This is a genomic window from Campylobacter sp. 2457A, assembly GCF_020135895.1.
GTDB lineage: Bacteria > Campylobacterota > Campylobacteria > Campylobacterales > Campylobacteraceae > Campylobacter_D > Campylobacter_D taeniopygiae.
The window spans coordinates 120,024-137,516 of sequence record NZ_JACHTO010000001.1 but is presented as its reverse complement, the minus strand read 5'-3'; the positions used below and the strand labels follow the sequence as shown (position 1 = coordinate 137,516).

The following is a 17,493-nucleotide window of genomic DNA, read 5'->3' as shown; positions in this document are numbered from 1 at the left end:
AATATTTTATGATCTATTTAGCGCAAACAGATACAACAGCTGGTTTTTTAAGTAAAAATTTAGAAGAAATAAATGCCTTAAAAGGCAGGGCTAAAAATAAGCCTTGTCTTATCACTTCAGCAAAATTTAGCGAGTTGCAAAATCTCACAAGGGTGCCAAAAGGTTTTAAAAATTTGGTGCGTCGTGCTAAGAAAACTACTTTTATTTATCCTAATAATCAAGCCATCCGTATTGTTAAAGATTGTAAGCATGCTGAATTTTTATTTCAAAATGGTTTTTTTTACTCGAGTTCTGCAAATAAACATGGAAAGAAATTTGATGAAATTTGGGCTAAAAGTGTAGCTGATGTGATTTTAGATAAAGTTTTTTTTGAAAGCACTCCCTCTAAAATATTAAAAATCAGAGGGAGTAAAAAGTTAAAAATCCGATAAAGCTTTTAAAATTTCCTCAAAAGCTATGCAAAATTGTTCTAAACCTTCTTTCAATAAAACATCATAAGATTGTTTCAATTCATCCTCTGCGATTATTTGATCAAGTTGTGTTTTAATTTCTGTATTATCCAGTGGATTTTTAAAATCAAATTTCCAATCAAAAGCTTTAATGGCATCAAGTGGAGCGGTATTTACGCTATTTTCAAAAAGAAGTTCTTTGATATAATAATCTTTTGGCAGATCATCGCCTTTTACTCCAGTGCTAGCAAAAAGTGCGCGGATATTAGGTTCATTTTGACTTACAATGTAATTATAAGCTAAATTTGCATTTAAGATGCCTATGCGATTTTGTTCTTTTGCTTTTGCATTTAAGAGTCTATCAAAACGACTCACAAAGATACTGATTACAGCTTTTGGAGTATTTAGATTTCCTTTTAAATGGGCATGAGTTTTTCTAAATTCTATTAAACCTTGATTAAGAGCTTCAAAGCATTGTTTATTTTGTTCTTGTGAAAAAATCAGCGTCGCATTGACATTGATACCATTTTTCATGAGTTCATACATGACTTCATAAGAAGCTTTGGTTGCTGGAACTTTAATCATAACATTTTCTTTAGCAATGGCTGTATAAAGCTTTTTTGCTTCTCCTAAACTTAAGGCAGTATTATCATAAAATCTTGGATCTATTTCTATACTGATAAAACCATCATTTTTTTGATAAAACAAAGGAGCGAGTTTATCAGCAGCTTTTTTGATATCATAAATGGCAAGTTCTTCATAAATTTCTTTTGCCTTTTTTCCTTTTAAAACAGCGATTTTATTTTGATAAACTGGAGAATTTAAAATAGCATTTTTAAAAATTGCTGGATTAGAAGTCGCACCATTAATCCCAAAAGATAATAGGTTTAAAAAATCATGATCTAAAAAACTATTTTCAATAAAATCACACCACAAAGAAAATTTTTTCATTATATAGCCTTTATTATTTCTTTTAAATCTTTTTTGTTTATGCAAATATCGGCCTTAGATTGCAAAAGTTCATTAGCGCAAAATGCAATTTTTAAGCCACTTTCTTCAAACATAGCGATATCATTAAAGCCATCTCCAACACACATAACTTCTTCATTTTTTAAACAAAGCATTTTTTTGAGTTTTTGAAGCATCAGTCCTTTAGAATTTAAAAACATCATTTCTCCACCTACACATCCAGTGAGAATATCGTTTTTATGATGTAAATGATTGGCAAAACCTACATCAATATTTAACTTTTGCATTGCCGGATTAATTCCTTCGTAAAAACCACCACTAAAAATAGCTAAAAATATGTTTTTGGATTTTAAAAATTCGCAGAGTTCATAGGCTCCATTCATCAATGGAAGTTTTTGTCCTATTTTTAAAACTTCTGTATAAGACATGCCTTTAAGATAAGATACTTTTTTAACAAGAATTTCAAAAAAATCAAGTTGTTCGTTAGAATTTGTGTAAGTGATATTTTTTACTTTATCACCTACACCATAAGAATCAGCTAAGATATCTATAGTTTCGCCATCCATTAAAGTGGAATCAAAATCAAAAATACAAAGCTTTATCATCAAAATTCACGTTTAAGTAAGGCTTCAACCTTTAAAATGGTTAAGATATTCTCATCTCTTTTACCTATACCGTATATCATACCTTTTTCTTTAAGTAAAGTTTCAGGTGGCGGATCAATACGGTTTCTATGAATTTTGATAGCCTCTGTTAATCTATCTATGACAAAACCCGCATTTCCAGAAGCATTGCTACCTGCATCAGTTGAACCCCTTAAAACAATATAGCGAGTTTGAGGAGTCATTTTTGAGCTACCCAAATGAAAACGCTGTGCTAAGTCAATAAGTGGCATAACATTACCACGCATATTAAACACGCCTAGAACATAATCAGGCACACTTGGAACCCTTGTATATTCTATAGGCTTAATGATTTCTTGAATATTGAGGATTGGAATAGCGTATTCTTCATCTCCAACCACAAATCCAACAAGTTGAATAATATCATCTTCTTTTTGATCGATATCAGGACCAGCTATCTGAGTTTGCTGTTTTTGCAATATTTGCTCTAATTTTTCATTACTCATATTCTTATCCTAGTTTTAAATTTTTTCTCACCACATTTTCCAAATATTCTGGAGAATAAGGCTTCGTAATATATTCAGTCATACCTACTTCCACTCCTCTTAAGCGGTCTGTTTTGCTTGTTCTAGAGGTTACAGCTATAAGTGGTAAATTGCGATATTTAGAATATTTTCTAATTTCAGCTGCTAAGGTATAACCATCCATTCTTGGCATTTCAATATCTATAAGCATAGCATCAATATCGTGCTCACCAGATTTTACAATATTAAGTGCTTCAGCTCCATTTGTTGCTTCGATCAAGCTTACTCCAAGTGGTTCTAATGCTTTTTGCATTAAAGTTCTATCCATTTTAGAATCATCTACGATTAAAACTTTATAATCACTTGGTTGTTCTTTCACTTTTTTAGAACTGGCTTCAAGTTGGGCTTTAATATCAACTTTAATTTCTTTAGCCATATCCATCATAGCACCCACATCGATGATCAATGTTACTCTACCATCGCCACGTATTGTAGCTCCAGCTATACCTTGGATATTTTGTAAGTATTCTCCCATAGATTTGATAACAATTTCTTCTTGTCCTACGAGTGTATCTACTATAATACCAAGCTTACTTTCAGCCACACCGATGACTACAACATAGGTTTGATCACCACTTTCAAGTACTTGTTTTACGCCAAACACATCAGAAAGTCTTACAAGAGATAAAACTTCATCTCTTAAGCGTAATACGTTTTTACCTTCAATGGTATAAATATCATCAACTGGCACTCTAACAGTTTCAAGAACACTTGCAAGTGGAATAGCATAAAATTCTTCTTGAGTTCCCACAAGCAAGGATTGGATAATAGCCAAAGTAAGAGGAATTTTAAGTTTAAAGGTGCTTCCTTTGCCTAATTCGCTATCAATTTCAATCACACCATTGAGTTTTTCAATATTGGTTTTTACAACGTCCATTCCAACGCCACGTCCAGAAACATTGGTAACTTTAGCTGCAGTTGAAAAACCTGGTTTGAAAATAAGTGCAAAGGCTTCTTTGTCGGTCATTTGATCTGCTTCTCTTTCTGTGATCAAATTTTTCTCCATAGCTTTTGCTTTTAAGCCATTTGGATCAAGCCCTTTACCATCATCGGTAATTTCAACAACTATATGATTTCCTTCGTTGTAAGCTTTAAGCTGAACGATACCTTTTTCAGGTTTGCCATTAGCTACACGAGTTGCTGGATCTTCTACCCCATGATCGCAAGAATTTCTAATCATGTGCATGATTGGATCGCCGATTTCTTCAACAATAGATTTGTCAAGCTCTGTTTCTTCACCAGAAATTTCAAGTTCTATTTGTTTGCCAAGCTCACGACTTAAATCACGAACAACTCTTGGGAATTTATTGAAAACTTTCGCAATAGGTTGCATCCTAGTTTTCATAACCGCTAATTGAACATCGGTTGTGATAATGCTAAGCTGACTTACAACTTGATTAAGTTCTTCAAGGAATTTTTCACCTTCATAACGCTCTTCAACATCATCATAAATTTTAAGTAAGCGGTTTTTACCAAGAACAAGTTCTCCAATTAAATTCATCAAATGATCTAATCTTTTAACTTCAACACGAATGGTTTGATCCATACCTCCACCGCTACTTGATGCTGGAACTTTCTTTTCACCACTTTCTGTTTTTTGTGGAGCTTGTGTTGTTGGATTTTTCTTTTTTTGCGCACGACGTGCTTGATCTTCCGCTTTTCTTACTTTTAGCAATCTTTCAATTTCAGCTTCTACTTCAGAATCGCTTAATTGATTAACATCTACTTCTGGTTCTTGCACAGGTTCTTCTTGAGGAGTTTCTACTGGTTTTTCTTCTACTGGTGCTGAATTTCCAGCTGGAGATTCTCCTTCAGAAATAGCAGTCAATCTTGTGCAAATCGGCTCTATATCCATACCTATAGCTGTATCATTTCCATTATCACGGATAGAGTTAAGTAGAGTTTTCATCCTATCGATGGATTCTAAAACTACATCCATAATATCTGGAGTGATTTTTAATTCCCCATGTCTTGCTTTATTTAAAACATCTTCCATGTGATGAGTTAATTTTGTCAAAACATCAAAATTTAAAAAGCTTGAAGAGCCTTTTACTGTGTGTGCAACACGGAAAATTCTATTAAGTAATTCTAAATCTTCTGGATTTGATTCAAGTTCTACCAAATCATGGTCGATTTGCTCAACTAGCTCAAAAGCCTCAACTAAAAAGTCTTCAAGTATTTCTTGCATATCTTCCATATTTTACCCCTGTTCTTGTGATTGGTGTCTTTTTAAAACTTTAGTTACTTCACTAAAGAAATCACTAGCATTAAATTTAACCAAATAGCCTTCTCCACCAGCTTCTTGGACACCTTTTTCATTCATAAATTCATTAGACAATGATGAGTTAAAGACAATAGGAATATCTTTAAATCTTACATCATCTTTAAGACGTGCTGCAAAATGGAAACCATCCATTTGAGGCATTTCAACATCACTGATTATAATTTTTAAAATATTACATAAATTTTCACCATAAACTTGGCTGAGTTCTTCAAGTTTGTTTAAGCCTTCAACTCCGTCTTTAGCCTCAACAACTTGCAAGCCAAGTTGTTGCATCATATCTTTTACACGTTTTCTAGCTGTTAAGCTATCATCTAAGATAAGTGCTGTTCCGCTAAATTTTTCTAATTTGTAATCAACATCAGTTTTAGGTGTGTAAATTCCTAGTTCTTCTATAACGCTTTCTAGATCAAGTATCAGTAATACTTCGTCATTTTCTATACGTGTAACTCCGGTAATTTTACCTTTATCTAAAGCACCAGAACCTGCTGAAAAACTTGCTGGTTCTATATCTCTCCAATTGATACGACGAATTCTTTTAGCTTCATGCACAATAAAACCTATAAGAATATTGCTAAATTCGGTAATAATTACCCTAGGTTTTAGCAAAGTACTTTCTGGCTCGGTGATTTGCATCCATTTAGCAAGATTAACTACAGGAATAACGATACCACGAAGATCAAAGATCCCTTCGATGTATTCAGGTACTCCTGGGAGTTCTGTAAGGGTTGGAATTTTGATAATTTCTCTAACCTTAGAGACATTTACTCCATAAATTCCTTCATAAATCTTATCTTGTCCTTGCTTAAAGATACGGAAATCGACAAGCTCCATTTCATTTGAACCCGTTTTCACGATATTTTCATCAAACATTTTGACCCCTCAATTTCTGTTCTCGAAATTCAATTTCTTGTTTGTATTCTACTAAAAAAAAACTTTCCTTATGTGCAAAACTATCAGGATTAAAATATTTAATGTCTTTTTTATTGATAATAAAATTTTGATGATAATGCCCTTCACACACCCAAGAGCCTAAATTCCTATATTTTAGATATCTTTCATTGGCTAAATTTTCAAAATTTTTTATCTTATAAAATAGATTTTTTCGATTTTGATTTTTTAAGATTTTTTTTGATATAGCGTGAAAACTGATTTGATTTATCCAGTTTAAAAATACAAGTAAATAATGATTTCTAAGGCTTTTGAGTGCAAATTGTAGGCAAGGAGATAAAAAAATATCGCCATGTGCTAAAAAAATATAGGAATTTTCATTTTTAACTTTACTTGTGTGCAATTTAAGTTTCAAAGGTTGTTTTTCTAGGGAAAAAATTTTTACCTTTTCAAAAAAGTAAGAAAGATTAAAATCATGATTTCCTTCAAGGTAGATTATTTCTATTTTTTGTGCTAATTCTTCAAGTAAATAAATATAAGGTTTTGCAAATTCATGAGTGGCAGAAATTTCTCCGATAAGCAGATCAAAAATATCGCCCATTAAGATGAGTTGAGGTGTGGAAATTTCATCATTTTTCAAAGCTTGTAAAAATTTCCAAAAGCCTCTTCGTTGAGTATTTTCATGCGCATCGGCAATTAAAATTGCCTTATTTTGTAAGATTAGCTCTTGCATCCTTAGAATTTCAAAGGTTCATAGCTAATAGAAACGATCTCAAATTCGCTTTCACCTTTAGGTAAGCGAACTTTAAATTCATCGCCTTCTTTTTTTCCAAGCATAGCTTTTGCTATAGGTGAAGCAATGGAAATATAACCTTTATCCAAATTTCCTTCACAAATTCCAACAAGAGTGTATTTACTTTCTTTTTCAGTGTCCAAATCCATAATCACAACACTAGATCCAAATTTTACGCTATCGTGTTCATAACTTGCAGGATCTATAACTTGCGCACGAGCTAGCAAATCGCTAAGTTCTGCTATGCGACTTTCGATTAAGGCCTGTTTTTCTCTTGCTGCGTGGTATTCTGCATTTTCTTTTAAATCCCCATGACTTCTTGCAGTGTCGATTTCTATGACGACTGCTGGGCGTTGATTGTCTTTTAAGTCTTTTAATTCAGCAACTAATTTATCATATCCAAATTGACTCATTGGTTCTTTTTGCATAATTTATCCTTTTAATTTTCATCAAGTATTTTAGCTAAATTTTTTGCACTTCCAAATTTTAAATACTGTTTTAAAAAATTAACTTTAGCAAAAAAACTCTTATAATCGTATTTAAGATAAGCTTGATATAAATTTTCTACATTGACTTCATTTTGTAAGAATTCAGGGTTTAACTCTTCTTTTCCTGCAAAATCGCAAAAAATATTTGCAAGGCCGATGTGTTTTAACTTCACAAAAAGCCTTGCTATAAAAATATCAATAGCCTTTGCTTTGTAAGCAAGAATAAAAGGAGTTCCAACCAAAGCTGCCTCCAAAGTTGCTGTGCCACTGCAAATAAAGGCAAAATCTGATTTTTTTAAAACTTTAGGTGTATTACTCTCTATTTTAAATTCGCTAATATCGCCATAAAGATCGAGTTTGTTAAGATTAAAAGAAGGGATACAAAGGATCTTTTCACCTTGAAAATTTTTAGAAAGCTCTTTAAAAATAGGCATTAAGCGTTTGATTTCACTTCTTCTTGATCCAGGTAAAAAAGCAACGATTTTTTCATGTTCTTTTTTTGAAAGTAGAACTTGTGTATCTTTTTCATCTTTAAATTCTTTGATTTCGTCCAAAAGAGGGTGTCCAACGTAAATACTTTTGCTAAAAAACTGATCATCAAAAGGCAAAATAGAGGCTAAAACATCAAAATGACTTTCTATGATGGGAATTCTTCCTTTTTTCCATGCCCAAACTTGAGGCAAGATATAATAAATTCTTTTTATCTTAGAATCGGCTTTTTTTAAAGCTTTTGCAAAAGGGATGTTAAAAGCGGGAGAATCTATACATAAAATCGCATTTATTTTTTGCGTAAAGCTTAAATGGACTAATTCTTTTATCGCGCGTTTTGCTTTAAAGATAAGAGGTAGGATCTCTACAAAACCCATAGCGCTAAATTCGTGTGAGCTATAGAGGGGTTTTGAGTTTAGATTAAATTCATCACATAAGTTTTCATCATAAATTCCCACCAAATCAAATTCTTTATACTCATCTTTATAGGCCTTTAAAACTTCTTTGAGGTGCAAATTTGCTGAAGGTTCTAAGGCGCAAACGAGAAAGGTTTTCATTTGAAAATATCCTCTATATTTGCTTTAACAAATTCTTTTAATTCGTCTGATATAAATGCATCTCCTTCTTTATTGTAAAAAAATAAATTAACTTTTATATTTTTATCTTCATAAATTAAATTGTTATTTTCAAATATTTCTTTAAATCCTTTTAATTTAAATCTAGGATTATCTTCTATTTTTAAACCTTTTGGATCTATAAAATATATAATAAATTCTCCGCTTTGTCTATGTTTTAACCAAAATATAAAATCAGGATAAAATTTCCTTTCTTTTTGTTGCTCTTCATCAAAATATGGAATATAAATTTCATCTTGATTTTCCACTAATTTAGAAAAATACCATTTATATTGCTTAAAAAAAGGCAAATTTAAGTTTTCTTCTAATTCATTTAAAAATTCTTTTTCACTTTTATTGGAAATAGCAAAATTAATTTTATTTTCTTTATCATTTTCATTATAGATAATTAAAGGATTATAATAATGTTTGCTAAGCCTTGCACTAATTGTATATCCTTGCACTTTTTTGCTTTTATCACTTTCTTTTATGCTCCGCATTAGCTCATCTAAATTTATCTTTTTATTCTCGAAATCTGCTTTTAGTTCATCTTCATTTTTTGCATTTAAAACATCTTTTATAACCTTGTTGATCTCTTGAACTGTTTCAAGATCTAACTTTGCTTGTATATTTTTATGATGTGTTATTTCTTTATCTAGCTTTACAAATTTATCTAAAATTTTAGTATTGGAATTTAATACATTATTGATTGTTTTTAATGTTGTTTTTTCATTAAATTCTACCTTGTCTCCTGATAGCTGTATTCTACTTTCTTTTTTATCGATAAATTTATGTAACTCTTGCAATGTAGAATATTTAAAATTTTTATATAAACACTGTTCTAAAATTAAAACATCTTCATCGTAAGAATTTATAAACTCTTCTAAAGAATTTGCTTCTCTTTTTGAGATTTTATAAATATTTTTTAATTTTGCTTCATTTTTGTATTTTGGCACTGGTAAGTTAAATGATAATTTTGTTTCCTTAAAGCCTTTAAGAAATCTACTCTCCATAAATTCATATTCTATGCCCTCTATAATAGCTTTAATGGCTTCATTATCGCTCGCCATTACAAAAAGAGTTTCTAAACCATATGCTAATTTTATACATTGCTCATCAATTTCAAATGTTTCTTTTAGGGGATATAATCTTTTTCTTTGATTTAAAAAAGGTTCTATTCTGACTCCCCTTCCTATGGTTTGAAGGACATATTTTTTAGCGTTAATGCTACCTATGTTTATAAAAGAGATTAAATTTACACGATTGCTATCCCATCCTTCTGAAAAAACTTTACTTCCTAGCATTATATTAATAGGTGAATTTTCACTATTGATATCTTCAAAATAACTTTGTGATATATCTTTGATGCTTTCTACTCCAAGCTCAAGTAGAAATTCTTTTTCCCATTCTTTTGCGTTTGAAATATTTAAAAGCATGAAAGGTTTATTGGAATTTTTACTTTGAAAGGCTAATTCTTTATCATTTCCTTTAATAGTGTAACATTCCAAATTTGCATTTGAGCTCGCATAAAAAATATTTTTTCTAAGCTCATCATTGTTTGCATTTTTAATATGATTTAAAAATTCATCACTTAATTCATTTTCATTAAAAAATAAATTTTGATTTTGAAGTTTATTATAAAGATTTGAAGCTAAATTTTTTATATCAGTTTTATTTTTTAGCACATCAAGTATTGCTTTAAAATATAGTTTAATTCCTGCATCTTGAGTATTTACTTTATCAGAAACTGCTATCATTAAAGGATTGTGATATTTAAAATCTTGTCTTTTTGAAAACAGTTCTTCTTTTGTCTTAACAATGGCATTAAAAATCAAAAAACTTTCTAAAATTGTTTTCATTTTGTTTTCATCGCTGTTTTCATTTTTAAATTCTAAATTTTCACTTAAAACCGCAATATTTTTGCCATACCCATCTTGGTTAAATTTTTGCAAATTATAATTATAAGCACAAGTTATAAAGTCTATTTCATCTTCAAAAGTAGCTGAAAAATTAAACACAAAACCTTTAGGAAATTCATCTTCTTCAGTAAAACCCCTAGCAATTTCATGATAATAGTTTTTTCTTAAAGATGTTTTGCTATCGCCTCTGTGTGCTTCATCTAGCAATATATACCAACCGTCTTGATTTAAATAATTTTTATAATTTAATCTTTTTGCTTTTTTATCTTTGCCTACGTTTTCTTCGTTTTCGAGTAAATCACTCCTAGAAAAATACACCACAGCTTCATTTAGCAAACTAACATCTTTTTCCAAGTTTTCAAAATCTTTTAGATCTTTTATTTTGATAAAATCACTATGATGATTATTGTATTTTGCTATATTTGCTTTAAATTGATTTAAAATTTTATCATTAGGGGCTAAAAGCATTATAGGTTTTTTAGGCAAAAGTTTATTTTTAATGAATTTATTTATCAAGGCTATGAGTTTAATCATAACTATGGTTTTTCCACTTCCTGTGGCCATCCAAAAAGAAGCCCTTGCAATATCTTTTTTTTGAATTTTTATATTTTTGCTTTCTTCTTGATAAAATTCTAAGAGTTTTCTACGCTCTTGATTATGTATATCAGATTTTAATTCATCGCTCATATAAAAAGAAAGAATGGTTAAGGCATTTTTAATACTTCTTTTTTGATAGTATTGTAAATTTATGCCATTTGAAAAGCTATCAAAATCATAACCTTTATCAAAATCTTGCATAAGTATTTTTTTATGGATAAATTCATTTAACAATAAATGTTTTTTTGTATTTTGTTTTGCCATTATCTTTCCTTTAAAAATTTATTGATTTTTTATTTCAGGAAGGGCATTTTTTGCACTTGCGGGCAATAGTTCATAGATTTTATCTATTTTCTTTTTAGAACTTATCATTCTATCTGCTATGTAGTTTATAATGTCAAATAAAGCTAATGCTGTATCTTTATCATCTTTTAAATCTAGCTCGTTTGGATGAATTGCACTATTTCCTATAATTCTAACAGAATCTAACGCTTTTAGTAGTTTTTCATCTATTTCATTTTTATCTCTTAAATTTTTTATTGCACTGTTTATATTTTTGTCTTCTCCTAAGTTGATAAGCAATTTTTGTAGAACTGAACGCAATAAAGCACAGGCACCTCTTGGCGAATCTTGAACAATTTTAGATGCTTCTTCATAATCTTCTTTTAAATTATCATCTAAATCTTCATTAGGCATTGGTGTTAATCTTGGTTTTGGATAAACTATTTTTTCATCTACCCAAATAGCAGTTTTTTTGCATTTATGACAAAAGCTTAAAATTGGAACTATTTTAGCATAAATATATATTGTTTCTTTTATTTTTTCAATGATAATTTTTTCTTTTTCACCAATGCTATTATAATATTTATGATTAATACTTGAAACTATTTCATTAATTTTATACTTAATTTGGCGTTCATCATCTGAAAAATTTAAAAATTCCATTTTTGCATAAGTTCCACAAAAAGGACAATTAAACGCATCTTTATTGATTTCAGGTTTTTCATATGTATTATTCATCACTTTTCCACCATATTAGATTTTTAAGTTTTGGATATTGTATCAAGTCTATATTTTCTAAATTTACAACCTCATCGTTTTCAAATTTGCAAGATTTTATGCCATTTTTATCTATGAAAATATTTTTGATTTTAAGCCCTAAAAGATTTGACATAGTTAAAAATATATCAAATTCTTTATTGTAAGCATTCATATCAAGGCAGATGTTTTCTCCTTTTTTAAGTCCTTTTATAAGTTTTTTTGATTTACGATAATCAATGATTGTATTTTTATTTAAAACATACTTACATTCATTTAAACTTTCTTCATAGCTTTCAAGTTCATAATATCTAAAAGCACCACCGCCTTTAAATTCTACCTCTTTGCTTATGCCACAAACAAAACCACTTAAAACCTTTTTCATTCTAGGAATGATGACTTTATAAAAATGCTCTCCCATTTCTATACCTAGCCATTTGCGTCCTAGTTTATGTGCGGTAGTAATCGTCGTTCCACTGCCTAAATGGTAATCAAAAATGATAGAATTTGTATTACTGCTTGCTTTAATTATTCTTTGGAGTAATTTTTCTTGTTTTTGTGTTGAAAAATTTAAAAATTCTGTTCCATGGGCAGTAGCCATAGATGGAATATCATTCCATACATCATATTGAGATTTTCCTAGTAATATCCATTCATTGTTTTCAAATTTTTGAGGTGGATAATAAGGCTGATCTTTTTTCCACATCATATAATATTTTCCATTTTCATCTTTTGAGAATTTATTATCATCTTCATAGGGAATTCTAACATCATCAAAATTAAAAATATGATTTTCATATCCATATAAATATATAGTATCGTGTTTTGGTGCAAATTTTACATTTGTATTGGTAGTTCCTTTATAATTCCAAATTATTTCATTAATAAATTTCTCTTTGCCAAAAATATCATTCAATAATTCTCTGCCACGATAATTTGCATTATAATCCAAATGTAAATAAAAACTTCCCTTATCACTTAAAAATTCTTTTGCTAATTCTAAACGATTATGCATCAAAGAAAGCCAAGTGCTATCTTGAAATTTATCTTTGTATTCAAAATCGCTGCCGGTGTTAAAGGGTGGATCTATATAGATTAGATCTATTTTATTTTGATATTTTGGCATTAAGGAATTTAATGCTTGAAAATTATCGCTTTTTATAAGTTCTCCATTTAGAATTTCATCTAAATTTTCAAAGGAACTTAAAAGTTTATAGTAGTTTTCTTCGCTTAGATACTTTGTATCAAGAGGTAAAAATTTGTATTTTTCTTTATTTATGCTTTTTATATCAAAATCATCTTCTATAAATTTTAGTTCTTGCCATTCTGTGATTTGATCTTTAAATTTTGTATCTTTATAAATGGTTTTTAAAATTTTATCAGCATTGTTTGCGTGAGTTTTTATAGTGTCTATGCTAAAAACATAGTGGGTATTTTTAGCAAATTTTGGTTTTAACCATATAGCCTTTAGTTCATCTTCAAAATCGGCTATGTAGTCTATGATCTTAAAGGCGATTTGTTTAAGAGAATTGATATCTTCTATTTTTTGTTTAGTCCAATCAGTGACGCTGTCATTCACATAAAAAAACAACCATAAATTAAATTGTTCTTTTAAAAAATTTCTAGCATCTTTGTGTATGAAAAAATCCACCTCATTTTGTTTTTTATAGGATTTAAAAAGCTTTTTTAACTCTTCTTCTTTTATGCTTATCTTTTCTTTTTTTAAAAATTTTAAAAAATCATCACTGAATTCGTTTGAGTTTTGCTTAAATATATTGATATAATCAGAATTTTTAGAATTGATCACTTTTATATTTATATTATTATCTTGTATGTCTTGCAAATAAAAATTTATTTTGTTCTTGTTATTGTCAGGATTTTGCACGTATTCATCGGTAAGAAAATTAAAAGTATATTCATCGCTTTGCAAACTTAGAGGATTGTAAATAGTATCTGATTTTACATAATATAAATTTTGTGTTTTGTAAAAAAGATTTGTATCTTTTGAATTTGAATATACTTTTGCATAGATATTTTTATAAATTGGCGTATCGTAGAAAAATGGAGTTCCTGTTTCATTTAAATAAGAGCTAAAAAAATTATAAAGTTTATTGTAAGTGTTTGTATAAATTTTTTGTGTGTCTAAATATTCTTTAATTTTTTGAAAATACTTTTCTTTTATGGAAAGCAAATTTGTAAAACCATTTTTAGTTTGATTTTTTGAATATTTGATTTTAGCACCCAAATAACAATCTTCTAGTTTTGAATAAAATGCTTGTTTGAAATTCATAATTAAACCTTGCAATTAAATTGTTTTAATTGTAGCGTATATAGGCTTAATTTAAAAAGAATAAAATCAAACACACACTAGAGTGCGTGTTTGTGTAGGCTTTATTTTCTATATCCGTATTTTTTAAATACTTTATAAGCATCATCACTTTTAAGATAAGTGATAAAATCTTGAATTTGTTTATCTGCATTATTTTTTGCGACTATGTTGAAAGTTCTATATACGACTAATTTTTTTTCGATATTAACAACGTCGCCATAGTCTGGATTTGCCTTAGCCCAATCGATCCAAGTGATCCACGCATCCGCTTTTTTTTCTAAAAATAATTTTTTAGCAGCACCGCTGTTAGGGGTGAAAGCAACGATATTGTTTCTAAAATCTTGAATCATTTTTATATTTTGAGTTCTTCCTATCATATCTTCCCAAGCGCCTGTTCCTGAAGTATTGCTTTTTCCTGCACCTTCCGGGACAACGATTTTCACTCCTTTTTTAGCAAGATCTTCTAAGCCTTTGATTTTTAGAGGGTTGCCTTTTTGAGTAAGAATGATCGCTTTTCTAAAATACAATGGTTCGATTTTTTTAACATCAAATTTTTTATCAAAATCTGTTGTAATGGCTAAAGCTGATTGATCTGAAGCACCAAATAATATATCCGCATCTTTTTTTGCTTTTTCGATCCAACTAGCTTGAGGACCAAAGGTAAGATTGACTTTTACGCCGGTTTTTTTCTCATATTTTTTTGCTATTTCTTGTAAAGCAAAGTGAGGGCCACCTGGACCATACATATTAACATCTGCAAAAGCTAAACTTGCAAAAACCGCACAAGCACCAAATAAATTTAATATTTTTTTCATTTTTCATCCTAAAAATTTAATGAAATGCGATTATAATACAAGATGATTAATTCTTTTTCCTAAAGCGTAAAATTTAAGGAGTTTTTATGGATATCGCCCAAAGATTTATAAATTATACTAAGATCAATACCACAACCAATAAAGAAAATGGTTTGGCAGGTATCATGCCTTCAAATCCTAATGAAATGCAACTAGCTAGTTTGCTAGAAAAGGAACTTCAAGAGCTTGGATTGAGTCAGATTGTTAAAAGATCAAATTCTATCACAACAGCACTTTTACCTGCAAATGTTTCCAATGCACCCCGTATAGCTTTTTTTGCACATTTAGATACTAGTAGTGAGCAAAAAAATGATACCAAAGCACAGATCACGCATTATGAAGGTGGAGATATTTGTCTTAATAAAGAATTAGATCTTTATCTAAGAGAAAGTGAATTTGAAGAGCTTAAAAATTACAAAGGCGATGATATTATCCATACTGATGGAACGAGTTTGCTAGGTGCGGATGATAAAGCTGCCATCGCTGCGATTATGGATATGCTTGAATTTTTTGTTAAAAATCCTTCTTTAAAACATGGGGATATCATTGTGGGCTTTTTGCCTGATGAAGAGCAGGGATTAAGAGGGGCTAAGGCTTTTGATGTGAAAGAAATTAACGCTGATTTTGGGTATTGTTTGGATTGTTGTGGTATAGGTGAGTTTATCTATGAAAATTGGAATGCTGGAGATGCTATAGTAACTTTTCAAGGAGTTTCAGCACACCCTATGAGTGCAAAAGGCAAACTTGTAAATTCGCTGATTTTAGCCCATCAATTTATTTCTATGTTGCCAAGAGGTGAGGCACCTGAATACACGCAAGGCAAGGAAGGATATTTTTGGGTGAAAGAAATAAATGGAAATAGCGCAAAAACGATTTTAAAAATAGACATTAGAGAATTTGATGAGGAAAAATATAAGCAAAGAATGCAATTCTTGCAAGATTTATGCGATTCTTGTAAAAAAATGTGGGGTGAGCAAAGGATACAAATTCATTTATCAAATCGTTATAAAAATGTTTTTAATGCCTTAAAAACTACGGATTGTCTCCCTGTAAAACTGGCTTTAAAAGCTTATGAAAATTTAGATATAAAGGCAAAGATCATTCCTATGCGTGGCGGTTATGATGGGGCTGTGCTATCTGAAAAAGGGCTTATGTGTCCAAATATCTTTACTGGAGCACATAATTTTCATTCTATTTATGAATACTTGCCACTTAAATCTTTAAAAGCAGCAAGTAAAGTTTTGCAAGAAATTATTCTTTTAGCTAGTGAAATTAAAGCATAATAAAAGCGATCACTAAAAGAGAAATGATCGAGCCTAGCGCAGTTCTTTTTACAATTTCTATGGTATTTATCCCTGCGATACCCGCGACAATAATACTTGCCGCCATGATAGGTGAAACAACCCTTCCAAGTACCCCAGCGACTGTGGCTACCATACCTAATGCCACTTGATCAAAGCCTAAATCTTTAGCGTGTATGGTGATTGACTGATTAAAAGCCATCGTTGGGGCATCGCCTGAACCTGTTACCATAGCCATTAAAAAAGGTATAAAGGTTCCTCCAAATCGGACATAATGCTGCTCATTTTTTAAAAATTCAATCACAGCCTTAGTAGCCCCACAAGCTTCCAATCCCGCAGCAAAAACACTTGCAGCAACGATAATACCCACAACATTAGCATAAGAACTTCCCATACCATTGAAAAATTCTTGACAAATTTTAGTAGGATTACTCATAGTTACAACCATAGCTAAAATAGCACCTAAAAGCATAGCTTCTGCCACTTGAATTTTAGTTGTCCATGTTAAAATAGGATTTAAAATTTCAATTTTTGGTAAATTGCTTGCACCGACGATCAAAATAACAATAGGAACTAAAGGCATCAAAGCATATAAGAAATTTGCTTTTTTAATTCCTTCTTCGGTTTGTGTTTTGCTTTCATAAACTGCTCCTTTTTGATAATCTTTAAAAATAAGAGCCATAATGATTAAACAAATACAAGTGATGATTCCAGAAACAAAAGTAAAATTAAATTGAACACTTAAAACTTGAGGGATGCTTAAGCCACTCATATCAGCGATGATGCCATTATGAGAAGTGCCAGGGCTTAAAGCACTTCCTAAAGTTCCGCTTACAACCGCAGTCGCTGCCATAGCAGGTTTGATCCCAGAAGCCATCAATAAAGGGATTAAAGTTGCCCCAACAGCCGCAGAACAACCGGCCGCAGAAGGTATGGCAATGGAAATAAAAAAAGTTATGATAAAAGCAATAGGGATTAAGAAAAAGCCTAAATTTTTTAAAGGAGCGGTGAGCAATCGAACTAAATGAGCGTCACATCGAGTGAATTTCATCACAAAGGCAAAACCCATACTCGCACAAATGGCTTTAAGCAAAGAGGCTTGAGTCATTGAAGAAGTAAAGGCATTTAAGGCATCAATTGGTTTTAAAGAAACCAAACAAAGGATAAAACCAACACCAAATAAAGTTGTTTTTGTCTCTGCTTTTTTAATGAGTAAAATAACAGTTGCTAAAGTTCCTAAAGCTGCTAATATCAAATAAAAATTATGCATTTTA

15 protein-coding genes are annotated in these 17,493 nt (G+C 30.3%); 2 read left to right on the top strand and 13 right to left on the bottom strand.

All coding sequences use genetic code 11. The annotated features are described in order from the left end of the window. Positions 1 to 8: 8 nt before the first annotated feature. On the top strand, positions 9 to 431 hold the full coding sequence (locus H2280_RS00750; RefSeq protein ID WP_137623332.1) for a Sua5 YciO YrdC YwlC family protein: 423 nt from the start codon (positions 9 to 11) through the stop codon (positions 429 to 431). Here H2280_RS00750 and H2280_RS00745 read toward each other — a convergent pair. From H2280_RS00745 to H2280_RS00690, 12 genes are all read right to left on the bottom strand, one after another. After that, positions 417 to 1,400, bottom strand: a complete 984-nt coding sequence (locus H2280_RS00745; protein ID WP_337215386.1) for a transaldolase — start codon at positions 1,398 to 1,400, stop codon at positions 417 to 419. The genes H2280_RS00750 and H2280_RS00745 overlap by 15 nt on opposite strands. Further along, positions 1,400 to 2,023 (bottom strand): phosphoserine phosphatase SerB, encoded by a 624-nt coding sequence (serB, locus tag H2280_RS00740; RefSeq protein WP_337215385.1) that lies wholly within the window; start codon positions 2,021 to 2,023, stop codon positions 1,400 to 1,402. The genes H2280_RS00745 and serB overlap by 1 nt, the downstream gene beginning before the upstream one ends. Continuing rightward, the gene (locus tag H2280_RS00735; RefSeq protein ID WP_137621902.1) at positions 2,023 to 2,547 is read right to left on the bottom strand and encodes a chemotaxis protein CheW; all 525 of its coding nucleotides are present in this window, start codon (positions 2,545 to 2,547) and stop codon (positions 2,023 to 2,025) included. The genes serB and H2280_RS00735 overlap by 1 nt, the downstream gene beginning before the upstream one ends. 4 nt (positions 2,548 to 2,551) lie before the next feature. After that, entirely contained in the window at positions 2,552 to 4,822 is a 2,271-nt protein-coding gene (locus H2280_RS00730; RefSeq protein ID WP_137623329.1) for a hybrid sensor histidine kinase/response regulator, read from the bottom strand. A 3-nt stretch (positions 4,823 to 4,825) separates the two neighbouring features. Continuing rightward, positions 4,826 to 5,779: a chemotaxis protein gene (locus H2280_RS00725; RefSeq protein ID WP_337215384.1), complete on the bottom strand. Its 954-nt coding sequence runs from the start codon at positions 5,777 to 5,779 to the stop codon at positions 4,826 to 4,828. Beyond that, positions 5,772 to 6,530, bottom strand: a complete 759-nt coding sequence (locus tag H2280_RS00720) for a UDP-2,3-diacylglucosamine diphosphatase (protein WP_337215383.1) — start codon at positions 6,528 to 6,530, stop codon at positions 5,772 to 5,774. Before H2280_RS00720 ends, H2280_RS00725 begins: the two co-directional genes overlap by 8 nt. 2 nt (positions 6,531 to 6,532) lie before the next feature. Beyond that, on the bottom strand, positions 6,533 to 7,018 hold the full coding sequence (greA, locus tag H2280_RS00715; protein WP_137621905.1) for a transcription elongation factor GreA: 486 nt from the start codon (positions 7,016 to 7,018) through the stop codon (positions 6,533 to 6,535). Positions 7,019 to 7,029: 11 nt separating this feature from the next. Then, complete coding sequence (lpxB, locus tag H2280_RS00710) at positions 7,030 to 8,124, bottom strand: lipid-A-disaccharide synthase (RefSeq protein ID WP_337215382.1); 1,095 nt, start codon at positions 8,122 to 8,124, stop codon at positions 7,030 to 7,032. Next, positions 8,121 to 10,961, bottom strand: a complete 2,841-nt coding sequence (locus tag H2280_RS00705) for a DEAD/DEAH box helicase family protein (protein ID WP_337215381.1) — start codon at positions 10,959 to 10,961, stop codon at positions 8,121 to 8,123. The genes lpxB and H2280_RS00705 overlap by 4 nt, the downstream gene beginning before the upstream one ends. An 18-nt stretch (positions 10,962 to 10,979) precedes the next feature. Next, on the bottom strand, positions 10,980 to 11,717 hold the full coding sequence (locus H2280_RS00700; RefSeq protein WP_337215380.1) for a DUF4145 domain-containing protein: 738 nt from the start codon (positions 11,715 to 11,717) through the stop codon (positions 10,980 to 10,982). Then, the gene (locus H2280_RS00695) at positions 11,710 to 14,025 is read right to left on the bottom strand and encodes a site-specific DNA-methyltransferase (RefSeq protein ID WP_337215379.1); all 2,316 of its coding nucleotides are present in this window, start codon (positions 14,023 to 14,025) and stop codon (positions 11,710 to 11,712) included. Before H2280_RS00695 ends, H2280_RS00700 begins: the two co-directional genes overlap by 8 nt. A gap of 101 nt (positions 14,026 to 14,126) precedes the next feature. Beyond that, positions 14,127 to 14,879, bottom strand: coding sequence for an extracellular solute-binding protein (locus H2280_RS00690; protein WP_337215378.1), 753 nt, complete (start codon positions 14,877 to 14,879; stop codon positions 14,127 to 14,129). Between the two features lie 86 nt (positions 14,880 to 14,965). On the opposite strand from H2280_RS00690, the gene pepT reads away from it, so the two are divergent. Continuing rightward, positions 14,966 to 16,201: a peptidase T gene (gene pepT / locus H2280_RS00685; RefSeq protein ID WP_337215377.1), complete on the top strand. Its 1,236-nt coding sequence runs from the start codon at positions 14,966 to 14,968 to the stop codon at positions 16,199 to 16,201. Here pepT and dcuC read toward each other — a convergent pair. Beyond that, positions 16,191 to 17,489 (bottom strand): C4-dicarboxylate transporter DcuC, encoded by a 1,299-nt coding sequence (gene dcuC, locus H2280_RS00680; RefSeq protein ID WP_337215376.1) that lies wholly within the window; start codon positions 17,487 to 17,489, stop codon positions 16,191 to 16,193. The two genes, pepT and dcuC, sit on opposite strands and share 11 nt — an antisense overlap. Positions 17,490 to 17,493 lie beyond the last annotated feature (4 nt).

Coding starts and splice junctions, on each gene's coding strand:
- H2280_RS00750 (WP_137623332.1), top strand. CDS start 9: ATGATCTATTTAGCGCAAACAGATACAACAGCTGGTTTTTTAAGTAAA.
- H2280_RS00745 (WP_337215386.1), bottom strand. CDS start 1,400: ATGAAAAAATTTTCTTTGTGGTGTGATTTTATTGAAAATAGTTTTTTA.
- serB (WP_337215385.1), bottom strand. CDS start 2,023: ATGATAAAGCTTTGTATTTTTGATTTTGATTCCACTTTAATGGATGGC.
- H2280_RS00735 (WP_137621902.1), bottom strand. CDS start 2,547: ATGAGTAATGAAAAATTAGAGCAAATATTGCAAAAACAGCAAACTCAG.
- H2280_RS00730 (WP_137623329.1), bottom strand. CDS start 4,822: ATGGAAGATATGCAAGAAATACTTGAAGACTTTTTAGTTGAGGCTTTT.
- H2280_RS00725 (WP_337215384.1), bottom strand. CDS start 5,779: ATGTTTGATGAAAATATCGTGAAAACGGGTTCAAATGAAATGGAGCTT.
- H2280_RS00720 (WP_337215383.1), bottom strand. CDS start 6,530: ATGCAAGAGCTAATCTTACAAAATAAGGCAATTTTAATTGCCGATGCG.
- greA (WP_137621905.1), bottom strand. CDS start 7,018: ATGCAAAAAGAACCAATGAGTCAATTTGGATATGATAAATTAGTTGCT.
- lpxB (WP_337215382.1), bottom strand. CDS start 8,124: ATGAAAACCTTTCTCGTTTGCGCCTTAGAACCTTCAGCAAATTTGCAC.
- H2280_RS00705 (WP_337215381.1), bottom strand. CDS start 10,961: ATGGCAAAACAAAATACAAAAAAACATTTATTGTTAAATGAATTTATC.
- H2280_RS00700 (WP_337215380.1), bottom strand. CDS start 11,717: ATGAATAATACATATGAAAAACCTGAAATCAATAAAGATGCGTTTAAT.
- H2280_RS00695 (WP_337215379.1), bottom strand. CDS start 14,025: ATGAATTTCAAACAAGCATTTTATTCAAAACTAGAAGATTGTTATTTG.
- H2280_RS00690 (WP_337215378.1), bottom strand. CDS start 14,879: ATGAAAAAAATATTAAATTTATTTGGTGCTTGTGCGGTTTTTGCAAGT.
- pepT (WP_337215377.1), top strand. CDS start 14,966: ATGGATATCGCCCAAAGATTTATAAATTATACTAAGATCAATACCACA.
- dcuC (WP_337215376.1), bottom strand. CDS start 17,489: ATGCATAATTTTTATTTGATATTAGCAGCTTTAGGAACTTTAGCAACT.